The sequence below is a fragment of the Neobacillus sp. SAB-20_R2A genome (genome assembly GCF_049568635.1).
GTDB lineage: Bacteria > Bacillota > Bacilli > Bacillales > Cytobacillaceae > Neobacillus > Neobacillus citreus.
Genome location: NZ_CP145895.1, coordinates 262,992 through 288,983, shown reverse-complemented (window position 1 = coordinate 288,983; position 25,992 = coordinate 262,992). Strand labels below are relative to the sequence as shown.

At 41.7% G+C, this 25,992-nt stretch carries 21 protein-coding genes and 2 riboswitches; of the genes, 2 read left to right on the top strand and 19 right to left on the bottom strand.

The annotated features are described in order from the left end of the window. Window positions 1-158 precede the first annotated feature (158 nt). From ptsG to V5M37_RS01495, 12 genes are all read right to left on the bottom strand, one after another. Window positions 159-2,228 (bottom strand): glucose-specific PTS transporter subunit IIBC, encoded by a 2,070-nt coding sequence (gene ptsG / locus V5M37_RS01550; protein ID WP_423800442.1) that lies wholly within the window; start codon window positions 2,226-2,228, stop codon window positions 159-161. A gap of 182 nt (window positions 2,229-2,410) precedes the next feature. Beyond that, complete coding sequence (gene glcT, locus V5M37_RS01545; RefSeq protein WP_423800441.1) at window positions 2,411-3,253, bottom strand: glucose PTS transporter transcription antiterminator GlcT; 843 nt, start codon at window positions 3,251-3,253, stop codon at window positions 2,411-2,413. Between the two features lie 119 nt (window positions 3,254-3,372). Continuing rightward, window positions 3,373-4,701 (bottom strand): NCS2 family permease, encoded by a 1,329-nt coding sequence (locus V5M37_RS01540; RefSeq protein WP_423800440.1) that lies wholly within the window; start codon window positions 4,699-4,701, stop codon window positions 3,373-3,375. A 109-nt stretch (window positions 4,702-4,810) separates the two neighbouring features. Continuing rightward, window positions 4,811-4,912: riboswitch (purine riboswitch) on the bottom strand. 101 nt (window positions 4,913-5,013) lie between these two features. Then, window positions 5,014-6,555, bottom strand: a complete 1,542-nt coding sequence (gene guaA, locus V5M37_RS01535; protein WP_423800439.1) for a glutamine-hydrolyzing GMP synthase — start codon at window positions 6,553-6,555, stop codon at window positions 5,014-5,016. A gap of 126 nt (window positions 6,556-6,681) precedes the next feature. Beyond that, a riboswitch (purine riboswitch) is annotated at window positions 6,682-6,783 on the bottom strand. A 33-nt stretch (window positions 6,784-6,816) separates the two neighbouring features. Beyond that, window positions 6,817-9,006 (bottom strand): transglutaminase TgpA family protein, encoded by a 2,190-nt coding sequence (locus tag V5M37_RS01530; RefSeq protein ID WP_423800438.1) that lies wholly within the window; start codon window positions 9,004-9,006, stop codon window positions 6,817-6,819. Continuing rightward, window positions 9,006-10,223: a DUF58 domain-containing protein gene (locus V5M37_RS01525; protein ID WP_423800437.1), complete on the bottom strand. Its 1,218-nt coding sequence runs from the start codon at window positions 10,221-10,223 to the stop codon at window positions 9,006-9,008. Before V5M37_RS01525 ends, V5M37_RS01530 begins: the two co-directional genes overlap by 1 nt. 1 nt (window position 10,224) lies before the next feature. Further along, window positions 10,225-11,181: an AAA family ATPase gene (locus V5M37_RS01520; RefSeq protein ID WP_423800436.1), complete on the bottom strand. Its 957-nt coding sequence runs from the start codon at window positions 11,179-11,181 to the stop codon at window positions 10,225-10,227. 132 nt (window positions 11,182-11,313) lie between these two features. Continuing rightward, a complete protein-coding gene (locus tag V5M37_RS01515; protein ID WP_423800435.1) occupies window positions 11,314-12,171 on the bottom strand; it encodes a 5'-methylthioadenosine/S-adenosylhomocysteine nucleosidase in 858 nt (285 codons plus the stop codon). 75 nt (window positions 12,172-12,246) lie between these two features. After that, window positions 12,247-13,791 carry a BCCT family transporter gene (locus V5M37_RS01510; RefSeq protein ID WP_423800434.1) on the bottom strand — a complete coding sequence of 515 codons (1,545 nt, stop codon included), beginning with the start codon at window positions 13,789-13,791 and terminating at the stop codon, window positions 12,247-12,249. A 215-nt stretch (window positions 13,792-14,006) separates the two neighbouring features. Further along, window positions 14,007-15,095 carry a tartrate dehydrogenase gene (locus V5M37_RS01505; RefSeq protein ID WP_423800433.1) on the bottom strand — a complete coding sequence of 363 codons (1,089 nt, stop codon included), beginning with the start codon at window positions 15,093-15,095 and terminating at the stop codon, window positions 14,007-14,009. Then, on the bottom strand, window positions 15,095-16,546 hold the full coding sequence (locus V5M37_RS01500) for an aldehyde dehydrogenase family protein (RefSeq protein ID WP_423800432.1): 1,452 nt from the start codon (window positions 16,544-16,546) through the stop codon (window positions 15,095-15,097). The genes V5M37_RS01505 and V5M37_RS01500 overlap by 1 nt, the downstream gene beginning before the upstream one ends. Further along, window positions 16,543-17,628, bottom strand: a complete 1,086-nt coding sequence (locus tag V5M37_RS01495; RefSeq protein ID WP_423800431.1) for an aromatic ring-hydroxylating oxygenase subunit alpha — start codon at window positions 17,626-17,628, stop codon at window positions 16,543-16,545. The genes V5M37_RS01500 and V5M37_RS01495 overlap by 4 nt, the downstream gene beginning before the upstream one ends. 341 nt (window positions 17,629-17,969) lie before the next feature. On the opposite strand from V5M37_RS01495, the gene V5M37_RS01490 reads away from it, so the two are divergent. Next, window positions 17,970-19,319, top strand: a complete 1,350-nt coding sequence (locus V5M37_RS01490) for a sigma-54 interaction domain-containing protein (RefSeq protein WP_423800430.1) — start codon at window positions 17,970-17,972, stop codon at window positions 19,317-19,319. A gap of 69 nt (window positions 19,320-19,388) precedes the next feature. Here the strand turns inward: V5M37_RS01490 and tatC are convergent, their stop codons facing one another. The 3 genes from tatC to V5M37_RS01475 form a co-directional block, all read right to left on the bottom strand. Beyond that, window positions 19,389-20,132 (bottom strand): twin-arginine translocase subunit TatC, encoded by a 744-nt coding sequence (tatC, locus tag V5M37_RS01485; RefSeq protein ID WP_423800429.1) that lies wholly within the window; start codon window positions 20,130-20,132, stop codon window positions 19,389-19,391. Window positions 20,133-20,199: 67 nt separating this feature from the next. Then, window positions 20,200-20,406 carry a twin-arginine translocase TatA/TatE family subunit gene (locus V5M37_RS01480; protein WP_423800428.1) on the bottom strand — a complete coding sequence of 69 codons (207 nt, stop codon included), beginning with the start codon at window positions 20,404-20,406 and terminating at the stop codon, window positions 20,200-20,202. Between the two features lie 85 nt (window positions 20,407-20,491). After that, complete coding sequence (locus tag V5M37_RS01475) at window positions 20,492-22,243, bottom strand: alkaline phosphatase D family protein (RefSeq protein ID WP_423800427.1); 1,752 nt, start codon at window positions 22,241-22,243, stop codon at window positions 20,492-20,494. Window positions 22,244-22,617: 374 nt separating this feature from the next. Between V5M37_RS01475 and V5M37_RS01470 the strand changes: the two genes are divergently transcribed. Continuing rightward, on the top strand, window positions 22,618-23,592 hold the full coding sequence (locus V5M37_RS01470) for an L-lactate dehydrogenase (protein ID WP_423800426.1): 975 nt from the start codon (window positions 22,618-22,620) through the stop codon (window positions 23,590-23,592). A 55-nt stretch (window positions 23,593-23,647) separates the two neighbouring features. Here the strand turns inward: V5M37_RS01470 and V5M37_RS01465 are convergent, their stop codons facing one another. From V5M37_RS01465 to V5M37_RS01450, 4 genes are all read right to left on the bottom strand, one after another. Further along, window positions 23,648-24,088 (bottom strand): hypothetical protein, encoded by a 441-nt coding sequence (locus V5M37_RS01465; RefSeq protein ID WP_423800425.1) that lies wholly within the window; start codon window positions 24,086-24,088, stop codon window positions 23,648-23,650. 147 nt (window positions 24,089-24,235) lie between these two features. Then, the gene (locus tag V5M37_RS01460; protein WP_423800424.1) at window positions 24,236-24,679 is read right to left on the bottom strand and encodes a hypothetical protein; all 444 of its coding nucleotides are present in this window, start codon (window positions 24,677-24,679) and stop codon (window positions 24,236-24,238) included. Window positions 24,680-24,861: 182 nt separating this feature from the next. Continuing rightward, window positions 24,862-25,125 (bottom strand): hypothetical protein, encoded by a 264-nt coding sequence (locus V5M37_RS01455; RefSeq protein WP_423800423.1) that lies wholly within the window; start codon window positions 25,123-25,125, stop codon window positions 24,862-24,864. Next, window positions 25,118-25,834 (bottom strand): conserved phage C-terminal domain-containing protein, encoded by a 717-nt coding sequence (locus tag V5M37_RS01450; protein WP_423800422.1) that lies wholly within the window; start codon window positions 25,832-25,834, stop codon window positions 25,118-25,120. Before V5M37_RS01450 ends, V5M37_RS01455 begins: the two co-directional genes overlap by 8 nt. Window positions 25,835-25,992: the final 158 nt, after the last annotated feature.

Sequence of the window (25,992 nt, the reverse complement as noted above, 5' to 3'; positions counted from 1 at the left end):
CAACAACTTTTTTGAAGTACTCACTATCAATTTGTTGTTAACTCGTCGGTAACGACTGCTTTAATATACTATCACCCTGGATTAAATTCGTCAACTGTTTATATAGATTTTTTTCAAAAAAATAACCGGCCCTTATAAAGAGCCGGTAACTTATTACATTACTTTGTTATTTTAATAATACCTTCTTGCTTTATGTCTACAAGCCCCTGCTTTTCAATAACTACTTTTTCGCCTTCAGTTAAATTAGTAAAGACGATTGGTGTAATCGTTGATTTGGCATGCTCCTTAATATAAGCAATATCAAACTTTAACAGCGGCTGGCCTTTTGTAACACGGTCATTTTCAGACACCAATGTTTCAAAGCCTTCACCCTTCAGGTTAACCGTGTCGATACCTACGTGAACAAGAATTTCACGGCCGTTATCAGAAAGAATGCCTAGGGCGTGCTTTGTTGGGAACAAGTTAACAATTTTACCGTCGACAGGAGATACAACCATGCCTTCCTCAGGAACAATTGCAAAGCCATCACCCATCATTTTACCTGCAAATACCTGATCCGGCACTTCAGTGATTGGTTTGATTTCTCCTTTAATAGGAGAAACAAAAACATCTTCACCCTTATGTTCAGATTGAAGCGCTTCAGGGTTTACCTCTTCAATTTGCTGCTGCACGCCTTTTTCCGGCGCATTGGCAACGGTTGTACGCGGACGCTTTCCTTCCATTATATCCTTCATTTGGCCCTTAATTGTTTCAGAACGCGGGCCGAAGATAGCTTGAATATTGTTTCCGACCTCAAGGACACCCGCTGCCCCAAGCCGCTTCAATTCATTTTTGTCGACATCTTTAATATCATTAACAGATACACGAAGGCGGGTAATACATGCGTCTAAGTGAGCAATATTTGCTTTGCCGCCCATGGCCTCTAATATATTAGAGGCTAAATCGCCTGAGCTTGCTTTGCCAGTCGGCGCCTGGTTTTCTTCTTCCTCCAGTTCGCGGCCTGGTGTTTTCAAATTAAACGTGCGAATCGCGAAACGGAAACCAAAGTAATAAATAACAGCAAACACAAGACCGACAGGAATAACAAGCCAAGCATGCGTTTGCGGGTTAATCAACCCGAATAGAATGTAGTCAATTAAACCTCCCGAGAAAGTCATCCCGATTTTTACATTTAACAGGTGCATCGTCATAAATGACAATCCAGCAAAAATGGCATGGATTCCAAACAAAATTGGTGCAACAAATAGGAATGAGAATTCAATCGGTTCAGTGATACCCGTTAAGAAAGAAGTTAAGGCAGCAGATGCCATTAAGCCCCCGACAAATACTTTCTTCTCTGGTCTTGCTTCATGATAGATAGCAAGCGCTGCAGCTGGAAGACCGAACATCATGAACGGGAATTTACCTGTCATAAACGTACCGGCAGTCAGATTCTTCACGTGGTCTGAAATCTGAGCCATAAAGATCCGCTGGTCACCGTGAACTACCTCACCTGCATGAGTTGTATAGCTGCCAAACTCATACCAGAATGGAGCGTAGAAAATATGATGCAGTCCAAAAGGAATTAATGAACGCTCAATAACCCCAAAGACAAACGCCGAAAGCGTTAAGTTTGCATTTACCATGTTATTAGAGAACGCATTCAATCCGTGCTGGATTGGAGGCCAAATAACCAACATGATTAAACCTAAAATGATAGCTGTTCCTGCCGTAATAATCGGAACAAACCGTTTACCGGCAAAGAATCCCAAATAAGAAGGCAACTCAATTTCATAGAACTTATTATATAATCCTGCGGCGATAATACCAACGATAATCCCGCCAAATACACCTGTCTGGAGGGTAGGAATTCCGAGGACACTAACATAGCTTGTGCCATTAATATCCTTTGCATCAATTCCTAAAACTGTCCCCATTGTGACATTCATAATCAAGTAGCCAATAATCGCTGCAAGTCCAGCTGTACCTTCTCCGCCAGCTAATCCGACAGCAACCCCGACAGCAAATAACAACGGCAGGTTACCAAAGACAATATCTCCGGCATTTTTCATTACATTAGCAACCATTCTGACCCCTTCATTATCTAAGAAAGGTGCCAAATTTAATAAGGCCGGGTTAACAAGCGCTGCACCTAACGCCAGCAGGATCCCTGCAGCCGGCAGTAATGCAACCGGTAACATTAATGCTTTACCGACTTTTTGTAAGACGCCAAAAGCTCTCTTAAACATATTTAAACCTCCTGAAATTATATTCTAGCTCATTAAATGAATGCTTTTTATAAAAAAGACGCAAAAAAGGCATGAGCAAAAGACCAATTGAATGAAGATATGGGTATAGAGTTCCCATACATCCTCATTTCAATCAATTTTTTACTCATGCCTGATCGAATCAGTAACACGTAAATTGATGACTATTTAAATTTGTTTTGCAGCCGCTGCAAATGCATCGTCAGATAGACAGCTTCTGCATCGAACACTTTCATTTTTAAAGCTTGCTGCATTACCTTAATGAGCTTCCAAGCAAGATTATAGCACACCGGATATTCATCCTTCAATAGGGAAGCGATTTTTTCTGGCTCTTCCACTTTTTCCCCATTTCTGACACGTTCTATCGTAAAACGAAGATGGCGGACCAGCCTCATATAATCAATGCTTTCCTTATCAATTTCAACCAGTAACTGCTCTTCCACCATATCCACTAATCTGCTGATCAACTGGGAATGCTGATTAACCTCAGAAAGATTCTTATTCGTTATGGCACTATGAATGTGGAGAGCAATAAAACCAATCTCCCCCACCGAAAGTTCAATACCAGTTTTATCTTTAATCAATTCCACGACTTCCTTCGCCACCTCATATTCATGACGATAGAGCGCTTTCGTTTCAACCAAAAATGGATTGCCCATTTCCATCCCTTGCGAGACACGCGTTAGCGCAAACATTAAGTGATCGGTTAAAGCAACATGAATATGTTCATTTAGCTCTGAACGAGTACGCTGCTTTATTAGGTTAATGGCGGAAATGATTACTTCATGAACATTTTGGTCAATAAAAGGAAGAAGTTTAATATAGTTTTCCTGCTCTTTTTCATTTTTAAGAACAAATAGCTTTTCAACTTTTTCCGTATCAATAAAATCGCCATGTTTACGGTTAAAGCCAATGCCTTTGCCGATAATGACAACTTCCTTGTAGGCAGGGTGTTCAGCAATCAATACATTATTATTTAAAGCCTTATTTATCTGAAGTTTTGCCATACCCTTAATCCTCATTTCGAATAAAAACAATCAGTATTACCATACTAAAAGACGCCCCACAGGAAGTCAACGACAAAAAAGGAACTGTGAAAAATATCCACAGCTCCTTTATAAAGGATTTATTTTAAGAAAATAAAATACAGTAAAAAGATAACAAAGAAAAAGTACATAATCGGATGAATTTCTTTTGCTCTGCCCTTTACCAGCATTGTAATCGGATAGAAGATGAAACCAATCGCGATTCCAGTTGCGATACTGTAAGAAAGCGGCATTGCAATGATGGTTAAAAACGCCGGAACGGCAATTTCAAACTTAGTCCAGTCAATTTTTCCTAAAGAAGAAACCATCAGTACCCCCACAATAATTAATGCAGGAGCAGTAACCGGTGCTGTAATGACTGATAATACCGGGAAGAAGAATAATGATAAAAGAAATAATGCAGCAGTTACCAGTGACGCAAATCCTGTTCTGGCACCGGCAGCAACACCCGCTGTTGATTCGATATACGAGGTGGTTGTTGATGTTCCAAGGACAGCACCGACAGTTGAAGCAACAGAGTCAGAAACCAAGGCTCTTCCTGCATTTGGAAGTTTACCGTCCTTCATTAATCCTGCCTGACCGGCAACCGCAACAAGTGTCCCTGCGTTATCAAAGAAATCCACAAACAAGAAGGTAAGGATAATACCCAGCATAGCTGTTGTATAAAACGAACTGTCTCCAAAGGAAGAAAACGCAGCACCAAAGGTTGGTGAGATACTTGGTACATGGCCAATAACTTTGTCAGGAACTTTAATTTCGCCAAAAATCATTCCTACGATTACCGTGATGATCATTCCGTAGAATACCGCACCACTAATTCCTCTTGTCATCATGATAACTGTTACTAAGATACCAAAAATGGCCAATAATGTCCCTGGGGCTGACAAATCTCCCAGACCAACAAGTGTTGCATCATTGTTCACGATAATTCCAGCACTCTGTAATCCGACAAAGGTAATAAATAAACCGATACCAGCACCAACTGCATGTTTCAATTCAATTGGAATGGCATTAATAATTTTCTCCCGAAGACCTGTCAGCGTCAGTAAAAAGAAGAATACTCCGGAAATGAATACAGCACCCAAAGCATGCTGCCAAGGAATTCCGCTTCCTAGTACCACTGTATAAGCGAAGAAAGCATTTAATCCCATCCCCGGTGCTAACGCTAGCGGATATTTACCAAGAAGACCCATAATAATCGAACCTAATGCCGATGCTAATGCTGTAGCTACAAACACTGCTCCATAATCCATTCTCATTGCATCAGGAAGATCTTTAACAGATGCAAGTGACAGCGTTAATGGGTTAACAACCAAAATATAAGCCATTGCTAAAAACGTAGTCAGCCCGCCCATAAATTCGCGGCGATAATTTGTGCCTACTTTTTCAAACTCAAAGTACTTTTGCATTTTTATTCCCCCTGTTTTTTCCCTTTATTTTATGCAAAAAAACGTTCCGGCATTCTACCGGAACGTTGACTCTTGGCAGGTGAAAACAGAGAAAAGAATAAAAATGCCTCTCTATTAAACACTGCCTCGTAGTCAAGCCATTTACGGTGGCTCGGTAGAAACTTTTGGGCCATATCCCCAATATTATACGACGCAATTCGACAATATCTTCATTTGACTTTTTTATTTTAACAGCGTTTTTTATGTTTGTAAACAATAAAAACGAACGATACTAAAAAATATTTTTAGTATCGTTCGTTTTTTTACTTCCTCTTATTCCCATTCAATTGTTGCAGGTGGTTTGCTGGTGATGTCATAGACAACGCGGTTGATGTGCGGGACCTCGTTTACGATTCTTGTCGAAATGACTTCAAGGACATCCCACGGAATCCGTGCCCAGTCAGAAGTCATACCGTCAATCGAGGTGACTGCGCGAATCCCGATTGTATAATCATACGTACGGGTATCTCCCATGACACCGACGCTGCGGATATCCGGAAGCACGGTGAAGTATTGCCAAATATCGCGGTCAAGCCCTGCCTTTTTAATTTCCTCGCGGAGAATCCAATCTGATTCGCGGACGATTTCTAATTTATCTTCCGAGATTTCACCAAGGACACGAATACCAAGGCCCGGTCCCGGGAATGGCTGTCTCCAGACAATTTCATCTGGAATTCCCAGCTCGGTACCTAAGGCACGTACCTCATCTTTAAATAAAGTGTTTAATGGTTCGATTAATTTAAATTGCATGTCCTCAGGAAGCCCGCCAACATTATGGTGGGATTTAATCGTTTGCGCTGTTGCTGTACCGCTCTCGATAATATCAGTATAAAGCGTTCCTTGTGCTAAGAATTCAATGCCCTCAAGCTTGGCCGATTCATCATCGAACACATAAATAAATTCATTGCCGATAATTTTCCGTTTTTTCTCAGGGTCAGAAACACCTGCTAACTTTGATAAGAAACGGTCTTTAGCATCAACCTTGATAACATTCATATGGAAACCTTCAGTGAAAGTCTTCATAACGCTGTCTGCTTCGTTTTTCCGTAATAAGCCGTGGTCGACAAAAATACAGGTTAACTGGTCGCCAATAGCTTTATGAATTAATACGGCTACAACCGAAGAGTCTACCCCTCCGCTAAGCGCGCAAAGAACCTTTTTATCTCCAACAGTTGCGCGGATTTTTTCCATTTCCATTTCAATGAAGTTCTCCATTGACCAATCGCCGCTGCAGTCGCAAACGTTGAATACGAAATTCTTCAAAAGGTCATTTCCGTAAACTGAATGGCGCACTTCCGGATGAAACTGAACTGCATAAAGTCTTCTGTCAGCATCGCTCATCGATGTAATCGGACAGGACGGGCTTGTTGCATCAATAGTAAACCCTGCCGGTGCTTCTACAACAAGGTCACCATGGCTCATCCAGACAACCTGCTCTTCCGGCAGACCGCCAAATAGAGCTGATTGGTTCTCTACCTTCATTGTAGCTTTTCCATATTCACGATGCTTCGCTTGTTCAACCTTGCCGTTAAAATGAACAGTCATTAACTGCATTCCGTAGCAAATCCCAAGAATCGGCAGACCCATTTCAAAAATTTCTTCGTCACAACGGAAGGAATTTTCATCATACACGCTATTCGGGCCACCGGAAAAAATGATTCCCTTCGGATTCATCTTGCGGATTTCTTCTGCTGTAATTGTATGCGGATGAAGTTCGCTGTAGATACCAAACTCACGAATTCGGCGTGTGATTAATTGATTATACTGACTCCCAAAGTCTAACACGACAATCATATCTTGCTTTCCAGACAACATGCCCACCCCTATTTTTATAAAATTTAATTTAGTTTTCCCGTTTTTTCACAAAAAAATAAAAAAACTAGAATTCCCGCCCATAAGAAAAAGGAAGGCAGAATTCTAGTTTTCTCGTAAAAGATTATACTAAACCAATTCTGCCTTCATAGTCAGGCCATTTACGGCAGCCCGGTAGAGACTCTCGAACCCTATCATCGAGGATATATGAAGGTTTACACCTATTAAATTACACCATATTGTAACAATAGGTTGATTTTTTGGTCAAGCGATTGTCTTTTTAATTAAATTTTCCCACAATTCCCGCGCTTCCTTCCAGCTTCCCTCGGGCAGGCTTTGATTGTATATATACTGCTCATAACGATGCGTTAAGCGCGTCATTTCCCTCGTCGAGAAGAACGTGTCGATATAGCGGGCATAGTTACGAAGTGTTTGATTTTCCTTACGTTTTAACCCGTAACGATCGAGCTGACTTAGTAAAATCAAGTAGGCTGCACCAATGGTTTCATCCTTTTTCCTAAAACGGTACCGCAGCATGACGAGATAAGGGAACCATTTGCCGCGAATTCGATACAAAAGCGCAATAACAGCTGCAGCAAGCACGCCGCCAAACACAATCCATTTCCACTCATTTTTAAAGAACAACTGAATATTTCTCCAGATATCCCTGATATCAAAAGAGTTATCCTTCTTTACATTTGCTGTTTCTTCGAGCGGCTTCTTTTCCGGTTTTTTAACAGGTGCAGGCGCAGGGGTTTGCGTATTTGTGGAAGTCTGCCCTGATGTAAAGTTAATGTTAATACTGTTTGAGAATCCTTTTGTCGGTTCAAAGGGAATCCAGCCTTGAGTCGGGATAAATACCTCTACCCAGGAATGAGCATTATTATTAGTGATTGTGTAAAGCTCCTTCGTTTCGTCATCCCGGCTGTATTCTAGGAACTCTCCTCCCGTAAATCCCTTTACCCAGCGGGTTGGAATGCCAATCGAGCGGAGCATGACGGCCATTGAGCTGGAAAAATTATCGCAGTACCCTGTTTTCGTATCGAATAAAAATTGGTCCACATAATCGTCTTTTCCCCCTGGGATCGAAACATTTTTCTGGTCATAGGTGTATTCTGTATTTCCAAAATACCGCTCGACCGCTCTTGCCTTATCGAACCAATTCGTTTCGGAAGCGGTGACCTCTTCTGTTAATTGTTTGATTCTTGGCGGCAGTTCTTCCGGAATCTGGGTATACCTTTTGTAGAACTCTTCGTTCATCACAGCCGGGTCATAGCCTGTCGTTTTTCTTAAATCTACGGCTTTGTATTTAGGCACTTTAAAATCAACGGTATAATCCACATTGCCGATATTTCTGATTTTCTCCGTATTTGTATCAATTTGAATCGGATACTGTTCAGGCAGCTTTGGTTGGAAATCGATGAACTTTTGAATTCCGGCCGGATAAACAACAAAAGAAACAAACTTCCCAGCTGGATTGACTTTAGCTGTTTCATTTGTTGTTTCCACATTACTTGGTATAGATAATACCGGCACTAAATCAGTCTGTCTAAAATCAATGGTTGTCGATCCCGATGCAAGCCAGCCCTTTCCGGTATACACATCCTTCGTTTCAACCTTCCAATAGTTCTTGCCATTCGACTCAACCGTAAAAACAGTGGTATCATCCCCAATAAACGGACCGCCCAATCGGGAGTCATTCGTTCCATAGCCAATCCGGCTGATACCGCCGATGCCATCTCCGCCTCCCTTGTTACCCGCCGCTTTTAAATAAGGAACCGGGTCAGGCCAAATCGGCGCTGCCTTCGGAGCAGCAATTCCAACAATCACACTTAAGGCAACCATAATAACAAGCGGCACCATCCATTTTTTCATAAATGCGGAGTCGCTGTTGATATTTTCTCTTCTGTTGATGCGAAAAAAAGTCAGCATGCCCATCACAGCAAATCCAGCTGCCACAGTCCGGACGATGGCAAATTTGGCATCATAGATGGTAAACGTATCGAGAACCGTGATATACAGTAACGTCATAAAGAAAAAGATAAAAATCCGCTGCTGCCTTAGTAGCCAATAATGGATGAGGTAGACCATGATCCACATTAGAATAAAAAGCAGCAGGGTGCGGAATTCGTTTGATAATTCGTTCCAGTTTCTCGCCACAATGAACCATAAGTTATTAATGATATCTTCGGAAAAGGACCCTAACCAACCGGAGTGAAAAAAACCTCCCTCGTAGTGGAACCGATTAATCGAAAAAAGAATGAAAGCAATCTTAATCAACCATTGCCAAAACCATCTCATTTGCAGATAGGACAGGGCAAAAGCAATAATCAAAAAAACAATAAATGTTTCGATATGGTCCGTATCTGTTAATTGTTCCACCGGCCTAAGCCATTCCCATAGAAGCAAAAATCCAAAGGTATATAAAAGAAGGGTTGGGAAATCTCTTTTCATTAATATAACGTCACCTCCGAGAAGGCAGCTTCGAATTGACCGTCATGAACCAATATCACTCGGACGCCGCGGGCGTTTGCAACTCCAATGAGCGCTCGTTCATTGCCGTCGGGCGCTTCATGTTCACCTTTGATAAGAAAAAGGGTAATCGCCCCTTTTCTTTGGCCGTGAAAGCTGGCTTTTTCAATCAAAGACTTGGTTAACTGGGCTGTGACGAGCATGAATGAAACGGTTTGCTGAATAAATAGGCCATCTGCTTCAATGACCTTTTCTAGGGGTGAAAAGCTTTTTGCCTCGATTTTGGCGAGATGATAGAAAAGCTGCTGCAGCTGCTGTTCCCCGCCTCTGATTGGAAACGAAGCTCGTTCCTTGCTGATGGTAAGAAGGCCTGTTTGCGCCCCTTTTTTCAAAACAGCCCTTAGTAAAGAGGCCGTGAACGAAACTACTGCTTCAAAGCGTTTATCCGGTACACAGTCCATCACCACAAATACATCATGAGACTGCCTCTGTTCAAACTCCTTTGTCATAATCTCATTCCGCTTGGCAGTTGCCTTCCAGTTAATCCAGGAAAATCGGTCGCCCGGCTGGTAGTCCCTGACGCCGACCGCCATGGTCGTATCGCGCTGGACCCGTTCGCGGGATGCTGTCAAACCTTGGTCATACTGATGCTCAAAGGGACGGTAAAGGAGCTCGGTATAGGCCGGATAGACAATGATTTTCCCTTCAGCTGGGTGTGTTTTTTCCTTTTCAAATAAGCCGAGCGGGTCGCCGGCCCTAAGGGTAAAAGTTTGAAAAAAATGCTCGCCGCGCGGCAATTTATCGATGGTATATTCATAGGTAAACTCTTTTTTAAACCCGGGAAACAGAATGGCCTTCGGGGAACTGGCTTTATCGGCATATTCTAATGATTGGTCCAGGTTATCTTGGACGATTAAATAAAATAACGGAAAACCTTTCGACCTTTTTATCTGGACGGTTACTTTTAACGGCTCCCCGGCATTGTAATTCGTTTTGGGCAGAACCCTTTTGACTTCCAATTCGTTCAAAGAATAGAAGGAAAGTGCAACGCAATAAATCGCAAACGGCAGGAAGCTGTAAAACAGAAACCAGCTGACAAATCCCCCTTGGAACATTGCATATGAGAAGGTCAGGAAGATCAAGAAAAATAACAGGATAAACTTCCAAGCCCTTTTAGTGAATTTCCATAGTTTTTTCATTTTACTTCACAAGCCTTTGGACAGGAACGGGAACTCTGTTAACTACACGGTTCACTACTTCCTCCGAGGTGATCCCTTCAAATTTAGCTTCCGACTTTAAAATAATCCGGTGCGACAGGACGTATGGCGCTAAATATTGAATATCATCCGGCAGCACATAGTCACGTCCAAAAATAAAGGCATAGGCTTGCGCAGCTTTCATCAGAGCAATGGATCCCCTTGGGCTTGCGCCGAGGTATACACTTCCATACCCCCTTGTCCGGTTAACGATTTCCACGATATAACGCTTGATCGTATCATCGACAAAAACCTCTTTGACCTCTTGTTGTAGCGCCCGCAGGCCCTCCAGATCAATAACAGGCTGAAGGTCCTCGATTGGCGGCACCTTTTGAGCCCGGTTCAATACCTCAATTTCTTCCTGAATGTCCGGGTAGCCCATCTTCATTTTTAATAAAAAGCGGTCAAGCTGTGCTTCCGGAAGCGGATATGTACCTTCATATTCTATTGGGTTTTGCGTCGCCATGACGAAAAACGGTTTTTGGAGTTTGTGGGTCACTCCGTCAATCGTGACACTCGCTTCCTCCATGCCTTCAAGTAGTGCCGACTGCGTCTTCGGCGAAGTCCGGTTAATCTCATCCGCGAGGATAATATTACCCATCAGCGGGCCAGGGCGAAATTGAAACTCCATTTCCTTTGGGTTATAAATGGACACCCCGGTTACATCTGATGGCAGCAGGTCCGGGGTGAACTGAATTCTCCGAAAGTTAGCATTAACTGATTTAGCTAAGGCACGGACCATCATCGTTTTTCCGACACCAGGCACGTCTTCAAGCAGAACATGGCCTCCTGCCAGCAGCGCGACAAGGCTTAGTTCCGCGACATTTCTTTTTCCAATCATAACCTTTTCAATGTTCGCGAGAATTTTATCTATTGTGGGATTCCATTGTTCATGGGCCAAGGCTGACTCCTCCTTATTTTAAAAACCAAATAATTACATTCCATCTATGTATTCGATTTTTCTCCGAAAAATTCCTGTGAAAAAGACACAGATATTTCAACTATTAGACGGATGATAAGGAGGAAATGTTTCTTACCTTTCTGTTAAATTGTAAGTGTACGTTTTAACAAGTTTATACACATAACTCTGGCCTGCTGTTTCTGTATCGGGGTTGTATTTTTCACCGTTTACAATGTTATTAGAGACAATTCGAATCCCCAAAAACGGGACTTGGAAGCTTTCTGCAACTTGGGCTGATGATGCTGCTTCCATTTCTTCCACAGAGGTGCCGAATAGGCTGTTCAGCCAATTAATTCGGTCCACTTCATTATTCCATACATCCGATGAACCGATTGTACCTTCGACAACTTTTCCTTTGTGATACTGGTTACTTACTTTCATAGCATTAACAAGCAATGCTTGGTCCCCTTCGAAGTAGCGGATTTGCCCCGCCTTCACCTCTTCTTCACTTTCCTCTGAAGCGGTTAAGTCCATAGGCATCCACCTAGTCGGGGTAATCCCTTGATTTTTCCCTCTTATTTCTGTTTTAAACGAGCCGATATTGGTCACTCTTTTACCGACAACAATATCAAATACATGTATATTGGGAACATGGCCGCCTGACGTACCTTGATTAATAATGGCAATCGGGTGATATTTGACGATGGCAATGGCCGTAGCCGCCGCGGCATTTTCCATTCCTTTTCCTGTTTTTGAAACGATAACCGGATAACGGTTGATTTCGCCTTTGTAAAAAACAAACGATCCATACTTTTCTTTTTTAACTTTTTCTAATCCCTGAATTAACTGGTCAACCTCGACCGGCATGGCCCCTTGTATAACTATCGGCCTTTGTGCTGATTTTGCGTGTACTTCTATTTCGCACATTAAAAATAGGTTTAACAAAAATAAGGCTGATGGAATTATTTTTTGAACAATCACTTCTGGCATCTCCTTTTCATAAAATCAACAAAATAACAAAAAGACTACCTCCTTATTATCAGGAAGTAGTCTTAGATTAATGAATTATAATGCCTTTTTTTCAGGAGATGATGTTCTTTCTATATTCTTACTAGTATTTGAGGTATGAATTAATTCGCTTTTAAGCCCTTTAAAGGTCGAATAACACATGACTAACATTAAAATAGCTAGCGGAATGGATGTTGCGACCAAAGCAGATTGCAGCCCCTTTAATCCACCAGTTAAGATAAGAACAGAAGATACTGCGGCAATGATGACGCCCCAAATAATCTTGGTGAACTGTGTGGGATTTGGATTACCATTTTCACTGATCATTCCCAATACAAAAATAGCGGAATCTGCAGATGTAATAAAGAAAATAATGACGAGTACCATTGCCAGGACAGATAAGAATGAGCTCATTGGGAAGAAATCAAAAAACTTAAATAAGGCAGATGTTACATCTGTTGAGACAGCTTCAGCAATTGCTGTTTTACCATGATTTTGAATAAGATCAAGGGCTGATCCACCCATAACAGCAAACCACAAAAAGGAGCCGAGAACCGGAATAAAGACAGCACCCATCATAAATTCTTTAATAGTTCTTCCTTTTGAAATCCTCGCTACAAAGCTTCCTACAAGCGGAGCCCAGGCAATCCACCAGCCAAAATAGAACAGCGTCCAACTACCAATCCATTCACCTTTCCCCGCATTATACGGCTCCATGCGAAAGGACATGCCGATAAAGTTTTGGGCATAATCCCCAATTCCTTGTAAAAAGATTTTAAAAATGGATTGTGTAGGTCCAAGAATCAACATAAATCCTAATAAAGCGAACGCTAGCAGCATATTAAGATTGGACAAGTGTTTAATACCGGCCTGCAATCCAGAAACCGATGATGAAAGATAAAGAATCGTTGTAATAGCAATGATGATAACCTGAATATAAAAACCTACTGGAATACCCCAAAGATAATTCATCCCGCTGTTTACTTGCAATGTTCCAAAACCTAGGGAAGTGGCAATTCCAATAACAATTGATAAGGTTACAATAATATCAATGAATTTACCGAAAGAACCCTTAATCTTGTCACCAACTAATGGATAAAAAACAGAACTTAAAGATGATGGCAATTTCTTTCTAAACTGGAAAAATGCTAAAGAAACACCTACAACGGCATAGCATGCCCACGCGGAAACTCCCCAGTGCAGATAAACAATTTGCATAGCCAGCTTTGCTGACTGCTCAGAAGATGCTTTTCCAAACGGAGGATCAATATAATAGGAGACAGGTTCAGCAACACCCCAAAAGACAAGGCTGATACCAATCGATGCACTGAAAAGCATGGCGATCCATGTGGCTGTTTTATATTCCGGACGATCGGAATCATCACCTAATCGGATATGACCAAATTTTGAAATGGCAATATACATACAAAATGCAAAGAAAACAAACACACTTCCAAGAATAAACCAGCCTAAGTTGTTATAAATAAAGCCTAGTGATGAATTTGAGAAGTTCTCCAGTTGCTTCGGAGCAAAAATACCAACGCTGATTAACAACAGACTCAGAACTAATGAAATATGGAAAACAGCTTTCTTACTGCTCATCTGAACACCCCTTTAATGTAAATAAATAGTAAATAACGTGTAAGCGATTTCGATTCTCAATATAAAAAAATCGGTTTGGATAATTGAATATTCTAACAAATAGAATGATAGATCCACCTTTGCTGGGACAGGTTTCACTCTATTAAAACTATCAACATTTAGGGCGAGGCGGGACTGTTTATATAAAGTTCCCACCTTCGCACCAGTATTCAACATTATTTTACCATTAACGATAATCCAAGTAAGTTGACAATACTTGCCACCCTGTCCCCAACTTCAGATGTCGAAGCTCTCCCCTTCATATCAGGCGTTAAAGTCTTACCTTCGACCAGCAGTTCCTCGATGGCGCCAAGAACCAATTTGCCATAGTTCTCATAGCCTAAATGGTCAAGCAGCTGACTCGCTGACCAAATCGTTGCCAGCGGATTAGCCAATCCTTTACCTGCAATATCCGGTGCAGAACCATGAATTGGCTCAAACATCGATGGGAAGTTTCTTTCTGGATTAATGTTTGCACCGGCAGCCAGTCCAATTCCGCCAGCTAAAGCTGCACCTAAATCTGTTAAGATATCACCAAATAAATTTGAAGTAACCACTACCTCAAATCGTTTCGGATCGGTAATCATCAGCATCGCTGCTGCATCAACGAGATAGGAAGCCGTTTTCACATCCGGGTAGTCTTTGCTGACTTCCTCAAATACTTGGTCCCAGAAAACCATCGAATAGTTTAAGGCATTTCCCTTACTGATACTAGTTAGAGATTTACCTTCTTTTCTTGCTGTTTCAAAAGCGTAGCGGATCACCCGTTCAGTGCCTTTGCGGGAAAACACTCCGGTTTGCAGCACGACTTCATTTTCTTGGCCCTTAAATAACCAATCACCAGCCCCGGCATACTCCCCTTCACTGTTTTCACGGATAAACAGCATGTCCACATCTCTCCGATTAATATCTTTCAATGGACATGAGGCGCCATTGATTAACTTAATTGGACGGATATTGATGTATTGGTCAAAGCTTTTTCTGATTTTCAACAACAAGTCCCATAAGGAAATATGGTCAGGTACACCCGGAAATCCGACTGCACCTAGAAAAATGGCATCAAAGCCCTTTAGCTTTTCAATTCCATCCTCATCCATCATGACACCGTGTTTAGAATAATACTCACAGCCCCATGGAAAATATGTGTACTCGAACTTTAGGCTGCCGTCTAACTCTGCAATTTTATTTAAAACCTTTATTCCTTCCTGCAATACCTCGGGGCCGATTCCATCCCCGGGTATTACAGCAATTTTATATGTGCTCATTATTTGTCTCCTCGGTTCCAAACAACTAATTTCAATTCTGTCATTTCCTCAACTGCATATTTGATCCCTTCGCGTCCAGTTCCGCTTTCCTTCACACCGCCATATGGCATATGGTCTACCCGGAAAGTAGGAATGTCGTTGATCATCACAGCCCCGACTTCTAGCGTTTCGCTTGCAAGCAAAGCCTTATCAACATTTTTTGTATAAACCCCAGCCTGGAGCCCGTATCTTGAATCATTTACATATTCAATTGCTTCTTCAACGGAACCTACCTTATTCACAATCACAACCGGAGCAAATACTTCCTGGCAAGACACCTTTTGTTTCGGGTCAACATTGGTTATAATAGTCGGCTCTAAAACCCCATCTTCTGTAAGCTTACCGCCAGCTGCTATCTCTGCGCCATTTTGCTTCGCTTCTTCAATCCAGTATGCCGCGCGCTCTGTTTCTTTTTTGGAAATTAACGCTGATATATACGTATCAGGGTTTAACGGGTCACCTATTTTTAATAGTTTTGCCGCCGCCGCAAACTTTTCAACAAATTGATCATACACATCTTCATGGGCATACACACGCTGTAAAGAAATACATACTTGGCCTTGGTTGGAGAAAGCCCCCATCACACAGCGGTCGATGATTTGATCAATATTTGTGTCTCTATCCAAAATAACTGCTGCATTAGAGCCAAGTTCTAAAGTTGTTCTTTTCAACCCCGCCTTATTGCGAATCGCAATTCCAACTGCCGGGCTGCCGGTAAATGTAATCATCGCAACTCTGTCATCGCGGATGATCGCTTCCCCTACAACCGAACCAGAACCTGTTACCACATTTAATACACCGTCCGGAAGGCCTGCCTCTTTGAAAAGCTCTGCAATGTAAAGAGCGGATAATGGTGTTTGCGAAGCCGGCTTTAACACAATGGAATTGCCTGATGCAATCGCTGGTCCTACCTTATGGGCCACTAGATTCATAGGGAAGTTGAACGGCGTAATCGCACCGATCACCCCAATAGGCTTGCGGAGAGTATAACCGATTCTTCCTACACCGCCGGGAGAGGCGTCAAAAGGAAGAGTTTCCCCGTGAATTCTTTTTGCCTCTTCCGCTGCAAATTTATAGGTTTCGATTGTTCTTGAAACCTCTCCTCTCGCAAAAGAAATCGGCTTAGCTGACTCACTTGAAATAACTTCTGCCGCTTGCTCTAACCTTTCTTCTAATAGTTTTACGACATTCTCCAAAATGGCTGCCCGCTGATAAGACGGCATTTTTGAAATTACTCGAAATCCGGCTTGAGCTGATTTTATGGCGTCCTTTGTCAGTTTTTCATCTGCCATCGCAATCTCCGCAATCAGTTCTCCAGAATATGGGGAGTAAAGAGGGGCATATTCTGCCGCCTCTACATCTGCTCCATTAATAAACAAATGCTTTTTCTCAGCTGCTGTCACCTTACTCATCGTCCTAACGCCTCCAACACCATGTCGTGGAATTGTACAATTGCTTTTTCGGAGGAAGAATAAACTCCTTGGTTAAAGGCACGGGAACGGAATCCAATCTGCTCCAACTCTACTAACTCCACATCTTCTTGTCTTACTTGCTCGGCAAATGTGACAAGGTCCTGTTCTTCTTGGGATAAATTCTCATCCCTGAAATAGTAAGTGTATACTCCTAAAGTTGTTTCGTGGTCAATCGGAACCATTTGAATGGTTGCCATATTGGCAGGTCCTGGATAGATCGTTACCATAAGGTTTGGCCATAACCAGTAGAACTCCCCGCCTTGGAATTCTGCTTCATTTAAGTCAGTTGTCCCCATTGTTTTATCCGGTTTAACCACTGATGCTTGAACGGAATAGTTTTGGCAAGTAACAATTTGATAGTTTTTCATATCAAGTGTTGCTACAAAGCTAGGGTGTGCAACATGGCAGTGGTCACACTCTAAATAGTTATCGATAAACGCCTTCCAGTTTGCTTTAATCACACGTGTTTTTTGGTTAATTCTCTTAAGTTCGCCTAAGAATGGGAACTTTGCTAGACGATCGAAGAAATCGCCGTACACTTCAGCTAAAGGTGCAGCATGATCATCAAGATTAACGAAAATGAGTCCCTCTCCAATTTCCATTCTTACAGATCGTAAGCAGCGGTCGCTGACACAATGGGCATCTTCGCCAGTGAAGTTTGGTGCCTTATTCAACTGCCCATCTAAATGGAATGTCCAGCCGTGGTAGCCGCAGGCAAAAATTTTCTTGGTTCCAGCGTCTTCTTTTTCAAGTTTTGTTGCACGGTGCGGGCAGACATTGTAGAATGCACGAACCACTTCGTCTTTGCCGCGGGTAACAAGAATTGGCTCGCCTGCAACTTCACAGGTAAAGAACTGGCCGACTTTCTCAACTTGGCTTACATGACCGACTAACTGCCATGACTTAGCGAACACATCATTCATTTCCTGCTGATACACCTTTGGGTCTGTGTATAAATCATAAGTTAATGTTCTTTCATAGACTTTGTTCGACTTGTTTACGACTGGATTATAAGTAGCCATACTAATTCTCTCCTTTTATTCTTAAAATTTTTTATTAACAAGATAAATTGCTATGAATCTTCCAGATTACTAGATTGAGTCAGAAACAATTCATCTTACTTGTTCCCCAAAACGGGTGAATGCAGAATAAACCGTTTACAAAGGAACGAATAATTTGTTAAATTGTATTAGTGTGATTTAAATCACTTATCTTTTCTTAATGCAAGGATCGTGCCAATTATGAAAAACGCGTAATAATTAGGAAAAGTGTCAATTTTAATTCACATCTCAGCCTGAAATCGAGTTGTTTCCAACTCATTCGAATCATAACCAACTCAAACCAAGTAAGGAGCTGTCCTCCTATGCTAGATGATATACAAATACCCGAAATAACAGGTGAAACATTAAGAAAGATCTTAGACCATTCCTCTGACGAAATATTTGTCATTGACCGGGATCAAAGGATTATTTTTGTTAATAGTGTTTGCGAAAAGCATTACGGTTTAAAGCCGGAGGATGTGGTTGGAAAACTAAATGCGGAATTATTTGATATGGGGTATTGGAAGCCCTCGATTGTTCCTTTGGTATTTAAGGAAAAAAAGCCAGTAACCATCCGGCAGTCCACCTATATTGGGGCTGAGCTATTAACGACGGCAGTTCCCATATTAAACGAGGATAATGAAATTGAACTAATTGTCACTACCTCACAAGAGATGCAAACGTTTAAGCAGATTAAAAAAGAAAGAGAAAATCATCCAGCAGAATCTTCTCACTCCACTCCAATCACGAATTGTCAAAAAATGAAGGACATTCTGAAGGTCTGTGAAAAAATTGCGAAGGTAGATTCCACCATATTAATTCAGGGGGAATCCGGAACAGGAAAAGGCGTGCTGGCTCAGTACATTCATGACATAAGCAAGCGGAAAAACAAAACATTTCTGAAGCTTAACTGTGCAGCCCTGCCTGAAGACCTGCTCGAATCAGAGCTTTTCGGTTATGCCGAAGGAGCTTTTACCGGTGCCAGCAAGCATGGGAAAAAGGGATTACTGGAGATAGCGGATCAAGGGACATTGTTTCTGGACGAAATTGGTGAGCTTCCTTTGTCGCTGCAAGCAAAATTATTGCAGGTCATCCAGGACAAACAATATCTGCCGATTGGCGGTTACGAAATGAAAAAAGTGGATGTCCGGATTATTGCCGCAACAAACCGAGATTTAGTTGAAATGGTGGGGAAGAAAGATTTTCGCGAGGATTTATTTTACCGTTTAAATATCATCGATATTCACCTTCCACCGCTAAGGGAGCGCAGAGAAGACATTATTCCTCTGACTTATAATTTTTTATATAAATTTAATAAAAAATATGAGATGAATAAAATTATCTCTCAAGAATGCATGAATATCTTTTATGGATACTCTTGGCCAGGCAATATCCGCCAGCTTGAAAATGTAATGGAAAGGCTAGTTGTCACCAGCGACTCTACCATCCAGAGATATGACCTGCCTGAGCTCATTTCGCAAAACATCCAGCCGCAAACTCAGTACAGCCTTCCCGCAAAACTTGACGATGCCATTGAGCAGGTAAAGAAAACGTTAATTGCCCAGTCGTATAAAAAATATAAGAGTTCGAGAAAAGTAGCAAAGGATTTAAATATCAGCCAGACCAGGGCAGTAAAGCTAATCAGCCAGTATTGCGGAGAAGTTGAGGAGTAATTGATAGAGGATTTATTCAAAAAAAGGTTGCGGGAGTTCTCCCGCGACCTTTTTCGTAGCCAATAGGCATTATTCTGCTAAGCCATGGTTTTCTAGAGCGGCCTCAAGCTGCAATTTTTTTCTGTACACAATTCTAGACAGTGATACGCTCACTTCATATAGAACAAGCAATGGGACAATCACCAGAACATCCGAGAGGAAATCTGGCGGAGTGATAAGAACGGATACGACAATCAGTCCAAAATAGGATAGTTTCCTCGCCTTGGCCAGCCTAACCGGATTGAGAATCCCTAGTCTTGTTAAAAACATGACAACAAGCGGCATTTCAAACAGAAATCCAAACGGAAGTGTAAGGTTGATCATGAACCTGAAATATTTTTCCGCGGTGAACATCGTTTCAAATTGTCCAGCTGACAGTTTGGTTAAAAATCCGAGAACGATTGGAAAAAGCACAAAATACCCGAATGAGATCCCCGCTATAAACAACAGGAATAGCCCAGGTATGAACCTTAAGGTTATTAACCTTTCTTCACGATGCAGTGCGGGTGCAACAAAGCGCCAAATCTGGTAGGCAGCAACCGGAATGGCTGCCGCGATTGCAAATACGGCTGCAATCATCATGTAGACCCAAAGGATGTCACTTGGACCAAGGACTGCCAGTTTTCCATCGAGATCTTTTACAAGCCATATATATATATCCTGCGCAAAAATAAAACTGGTGATAAGAAAAGCAATAAATGCTAGCAACGTGATAATCAGCCGCCGCCGAAGCTCCTCTAAATGATCTCCCAGATGCAGCTCTTTGTTTTCCATCCTTTGAACCCTCCTATTTTTCACACAGAAAGAGAGCGGACGTGTAGCCTCGCCTGCTCTCTTTCCATTAGTTTTCTTTTTTTACAGCTGAAAGCGCGGGTTTTTTCGCTTCCTCTTTGTTGTCATCAGATACTAATTCCTTTGCCGCACTTTTGAATTCGGTTAATGTCCGACCAAATGCCCGGCCGATTTCCGGCAGCTTGGATGGCCCAAATATGATCAGAGCGATGACAAGCACTAAAATTAATCCTGGAATACCGATATTGGACAGCATTTTGAATCATCTCCTTTTTACGTAAATGGCAGCCACCAGTTTGTTGCAAATAACTATGTGCCATTCATCCATTTTTCTGTTTGATTTAATTAGGAACGGCTTCTTTTTTGCGCTTTTTCTCCAATTGAATTTCATGCGCACGGGCGTGGGCACGGTGGCGGTCTTCTTCCACTTCTGCAGACATTTGGACACCCATAGGCACCGTAGTGGTTGCTATTTCCTTAAGCCCGTTCTCGTCTTTCTCATAAACAAATGATGCTCTTGTTGAAATATCTGCTCCCAGCTCGGTCACGAACGGAACGACACGATAATCGGTGCGCCATTGTTCTGGAGTAACCTGGCATCGAACGTAACCGCGGTAATTATTAAAGAATTTGATGTGCGGGTTGTCCGCTAAAGTTTTCGCCGTATCGGCACGCAAATCGGAGCCGTTTCCACCGGAAGTAATCGAAGTCCCGACAAACTCGGCGCCAAAAATTGGAGCATCAGGATTGTTATAATCAGTAGTCAGGTTGCTAGCCCAGCTTGCATGAACGTCTCCTGTAAGAACAATTACGTTATGCATGTTCTTGCCGGCAATAAAATCTGTCACACGTTGGCGTTGGGCCGGATAGCCGTCCCATGAATCCATGCTGAACTTCGGCGGAGTACTTGCAGATTTGCGCTGTGCAAAGAAAATCTGCTGAGCAAGTACGTTCCAATGAGATTTCGAGTTTCCTAGATTGTCAAACAGCCATTGTTCCTGTTGAGCACCAAGAAGAGTCCGTTTTGGATCTAAGGATTCAGGTGTATGAGCTTTCGATCCATCGCCATTCGCCTGGTCATCACGGTACTGGCGTGTATCAAGGACAAAGAAGTTTGCCAAATCACCATAAGCGAAATCCCGGTATAATTGCATGCCGCCTTCTTGAGGCAACTGCGACCTGCGAAGCGGCATATGCTCGTAATAAGCCTGATAAGCAGCGGCACGACGCTTGATAAATGCTTCAACAGATTGTCCTTTTTCAGGGGTAATATTTGCGTAATTGTTTTCCACTTCATGGTCATCCCATGTCACCACCCAAGGGAAGGCAGCATGCGCAGCTCTGAGGTGTTCATCGGAACGATACTGGGTATAGCGGTTGCGGTAGTCTTCAAGAGTGATTATTTCGTCACCTTGATGGGCACGGACATTACCCGTAGGCGAAAGATATTCATTTGTGCCGTATTCATATATGTAATCTCCGAGATGGAACACAAGATCTAGGTCCTCTTTGGCCAAATGCTTGTAGGCCGTATAATAGCCGTGTTCAAACTGCTGGCAGGAAGCGAATGCGAATGTCATGCTTGCTACACTGGCACCTGCTGCAGGAAGTGTCTTTGTTTTTCCAACAGGGCTTAGTTCATTTCCACACTTGAAACGGTAATAATAAACCGTTTTGGCCTTTAGGCCGCTCACTTCAACGTGAACAGAGTGTCCGAGACTAGGTGAAGCATGTTCTGTTCCCCGCCCGATGACGTTGCGGAAATTTTCATCAGTAGCAAGCTCCCAATTGACCGGAACGACATGAGACGGCATTCCTCCGCCATTCAATGGATCCGGAGCCAGTCTTGTCCACAAAACGACGCTGTCTGACAGGGGATCGCCAGAAGCAACACCAAGGGTAAATGGATAGACACTGAAATTTGGAGCAGCTTCTACCTTAAATCCGCCCAATGAATTAGCAATGGCCAGTCCCAGGGACACCCCCGCTATCTTGCCGGCTCCATGAAGGAAACTGCGGCGGTCAATATTTTTCTTCATACTATCTTCCGTAAACTTCCTTACTAGTTCGTCCAATGCTCTCTCATTTGTCATGATTTTTCTCCTCTCAGGATTAAAATTCTGAACCACAAATTTGATTATATTTGGCATTTGTTAATGGTGTATAAAGATATGTAAATAGATGGATATTCCGGCGAAGCCCCCCATTTTATAATAATTAGACTTTCAGATGATAAATGGCTGGATGTTCCTCAATAAATGGGGTTATCTCTTTAATCAACGGGAAATTATCCTAATTTTTCATAGTCCTATTTTCTTGGTTTTTTTTATTTTATTTTCAAAAGAAATTTACAAACAAAAATATGTATTGATCGACATGAGGCAGAAGTTAGTAAATTAACAAAAAATAAAAATTATTTTCTCTATTGTGATAAAATGTTTACATTGATTGTTTAGGAGGTAAACCAATGAAAAGAAATAAGTTAGTTGTAGTAGGTGTGGGCCATGTCGGCTCATATGTTCTGGCAGATGCCATGAAATTAGGATTATTTGCGGAAATTGCAGTCATTGATAGCGATAAGGATGTTGCTTTTGGCGAAGCGCTTGACCAAGCGCATGCAACCTCTCTTACCTATATGTCGAATACAACGGTCCGTTCCGGTGATTATTCCGAATGTGCCGATGCGGACGTGATTATCTGCGCTGCCGGCCCGAGCATGCTGAAAAGCGAAGATGATAAGATGCCGGACAGAGCCCAATTGGCAGCTGTTAATGCAGAGGTCATTCGTGAAGTCATGACGGGAATCACGAAATATACAAGAGACGCCATCATTATTTTGATTACAAATCCGTTAGATACTATGGTCTACATAGCAGAAAATGAATTCGGCTATCCGAAGGGACGGGTATTTGGAACCGGCACGATGCTTGATTCTGCCCGCCTTCGTAAAATCATTGCCGACAATTATGACATCGATCCAAAAAGCGTAACAGGTTATATGATGGGTGAACACGGCCATACCGCTTTCCCTGTGTTAAGCCGCTTAAATGTGCAAGGATTTGGCGAAAAAGAATTAGACCAAGTTTTTCAAGGTAAAGAACCATTAAGTCGTGAGAGAGTTAAGCAGCAGGTGGTAAAAGCAGCCTTTGATGTGTTAAATGGTAAAGGGTGGACCAATGCCGGTGTTGCCCAGGCCGCAGTTACACTAGCTAAGGCGGTTATGCTGGATGAACGCAGTGTGTATCCTGTTTGCACAACCTTACACGGACAATATGGCTATGATGGCGATGTTGCCTTAAGTATGCCATGCATCGTCGGCAGAAATGGTGTGGAGCAGCAATTGGAAATTTCAATTGATTCTCAAGAAATGGAATGGCTGCATCAATCGGCTGAGTATATTAAAGAGGCGATGAAAGTAGCAAAGACGGGTAAAAATTCGTAATAACAATAATAAAACCACTTCCTTGTTGATGATGGGAAGTGGTTTTTTCAATTGATTATTTAGTATAGTAACGCTTTCTTTGTTTTTCCTTTGAAGCGGCATTATAATTATTTAATTTTGTAAAACGTTTCTTCTTTTTTACGTACTTTTCATTAAGTACAACCACTTTCCGGTTTTCTGTGGTCATGTATTTTCGGTAAATTGATTTATATTTTTCGATTCCGAAATGACCTACTATATAAATTGGGAGGATCATGCATACGTGGATGACCAATTGCAGAATTAAGTCGAATTCAGTCCCAATGACGTATTTAGTCATTACAGCATGGGCCAAAAGAGAAGCCATTAAAATGATTACTACATTACAAATATGGAAAGGGACAGTATCTGTCTTTTCATGTAATACCCGCTCTAGTTCGGACTTAATATAAAGAGTTGTAAATACTGATATCACAATCACGAACAGGGAAACAAAGTATGTAAGAATAGTGTACATTTTTTCCGATCCCCCCACTCTCATGTTCTGAAACGAAAACTATATTTCCATTGTAACACAAGAAATGGAAAAAGAAGCTTCTCGAAAGTGTACTCAAACTTATGAAAAGCTTCTATCCTATTCATGTTAGCCCGTCCAAAAAGGACACTATCTAATAATATTATTTTGTCTTAATAATTGAAGAGCTTTTTCCACATCGGAAACGTTCAAAATGATTGAATTAAGTTCTCCTGCGTATATAGCTTTCACTTTTACAAAACGAAACAGAGCATCATAAATACGAGCTAAGACCCCTGGTACACCGGTTTGAAAACTGCGAAGTTGTATTACTTTCTCCTCTTGGAACCTTACTCCCTGTGAGCGGAGAACCTCTCGGACAACCCGGTTAGCCTCTGGGCTATTTGATTCTGGAGGGCCTACAACAATTTTCACGAAATTTGTGTTGTTTTTCAGCTTGGTTATCGTAAATGCAGTGAAGCTTACTCCTCTATTAGAAATATTTCTTAAAATCGTGTTCAAGTTTTCATCGTCTGCATTAAAGGTAAATTGCTGTCTTATTTGAGAAGTTAGCCCTAAGCTTGTACTATCCATTGATTTCACTCCTTTCTAATTTAAGGAACCTTCAAATATATACTATGTTGATTACGGACAAGTGCTAGGGAGGGTGTCCTATTACGGGTAAAAATGAATAAAATGTCCAAAAAAAAGCCCCCATCAGTTAAATAAACCGATGAAAAGACATTGGGGTCAGTCCCTCAGTGTGCTGTATTTCCCTACCAATCTCCTTCCCCTGCATTCAAATCTAATACAAAACCACTAGGAATATTCCGCCCATAAGACGTATTCTGGACCAAATCACTAATTTTGGGCGGATGCGGCGAATCTACTACAAATTTCAATAGATTCTCATGCACTCGATCATACGAATATTTTTGTAGAACCATATGCCAAGCATCCAGCTTCTGTTGATCAAAATGAAACTTTTCATAATAAGTTTGAATAAGTACCATCAACATATAAATCTCTTTCTTAATCATCAAAGTTAAAATCCTCCTCAGTCATTTTCTTCTTTTCTTCCTGCTGATTGAGATAAGCTTCAAATTTGGTCCCAAACAATGTCTCCGGCCGCAGGAACTTATTCCAATAAGGATCAGGCTTCCATTCAGTTGACTTTAAATCGATGACTCTAGTAAAATCCTCAAGGGTAAAACCTTCTCCGTATCTGGCATGAATCAGTTCTCTCGTTTTAATAGAGCTTAGTTTAAAGTTCTTTTCAGTCTTCTCATTCAAATAGCGGATAATTTCAGCATATGGAATCTCCTTTTTCACAGGAGAAGGGACAGCAGATTCCTCCGTCTTTTCCTGATCCTCCTCAGGTACATGTTCCTCATTAGGATGAGCTTGGCGTTCAAGTAGGCTACCTTCAAGCTCCTGCAACTTTTCATAATCAATGGTGTACCATTTAGTCTTATCCATTTTCATTTGATTCCAATTTTCAGATATAAGTAATCCCAGCATCTCTAATGAGCGAATCGTCCGCTTAATTGTACTCACTGACCAAAATGGCAGCTGCTTCTGCCACTCTTCATATGTATTATATACCCAAGTTCTCCCCTCAATTTTATGCTTGCTGACTCCAAGCCAATAATGTATTTGCTGCAATACCACTGTCTCATTTAAACCAATTTCAGCTGCCAAACTAGGAATAATCATTACAGGACTTTCATTGATTAATAACCTACTCATCTGAACCTCTCCTCTATTGCACTTTTATAAAGGAACCTTGATTCGGTCGTAAGACGCGAGTATCTAACCGATTGGTTTAATCCCTTCAACATGTATTTATTAATAAAATCGCAAAAAGGACAGGGTATAATAAAATAAACTTTTCCTTGATGGAAATT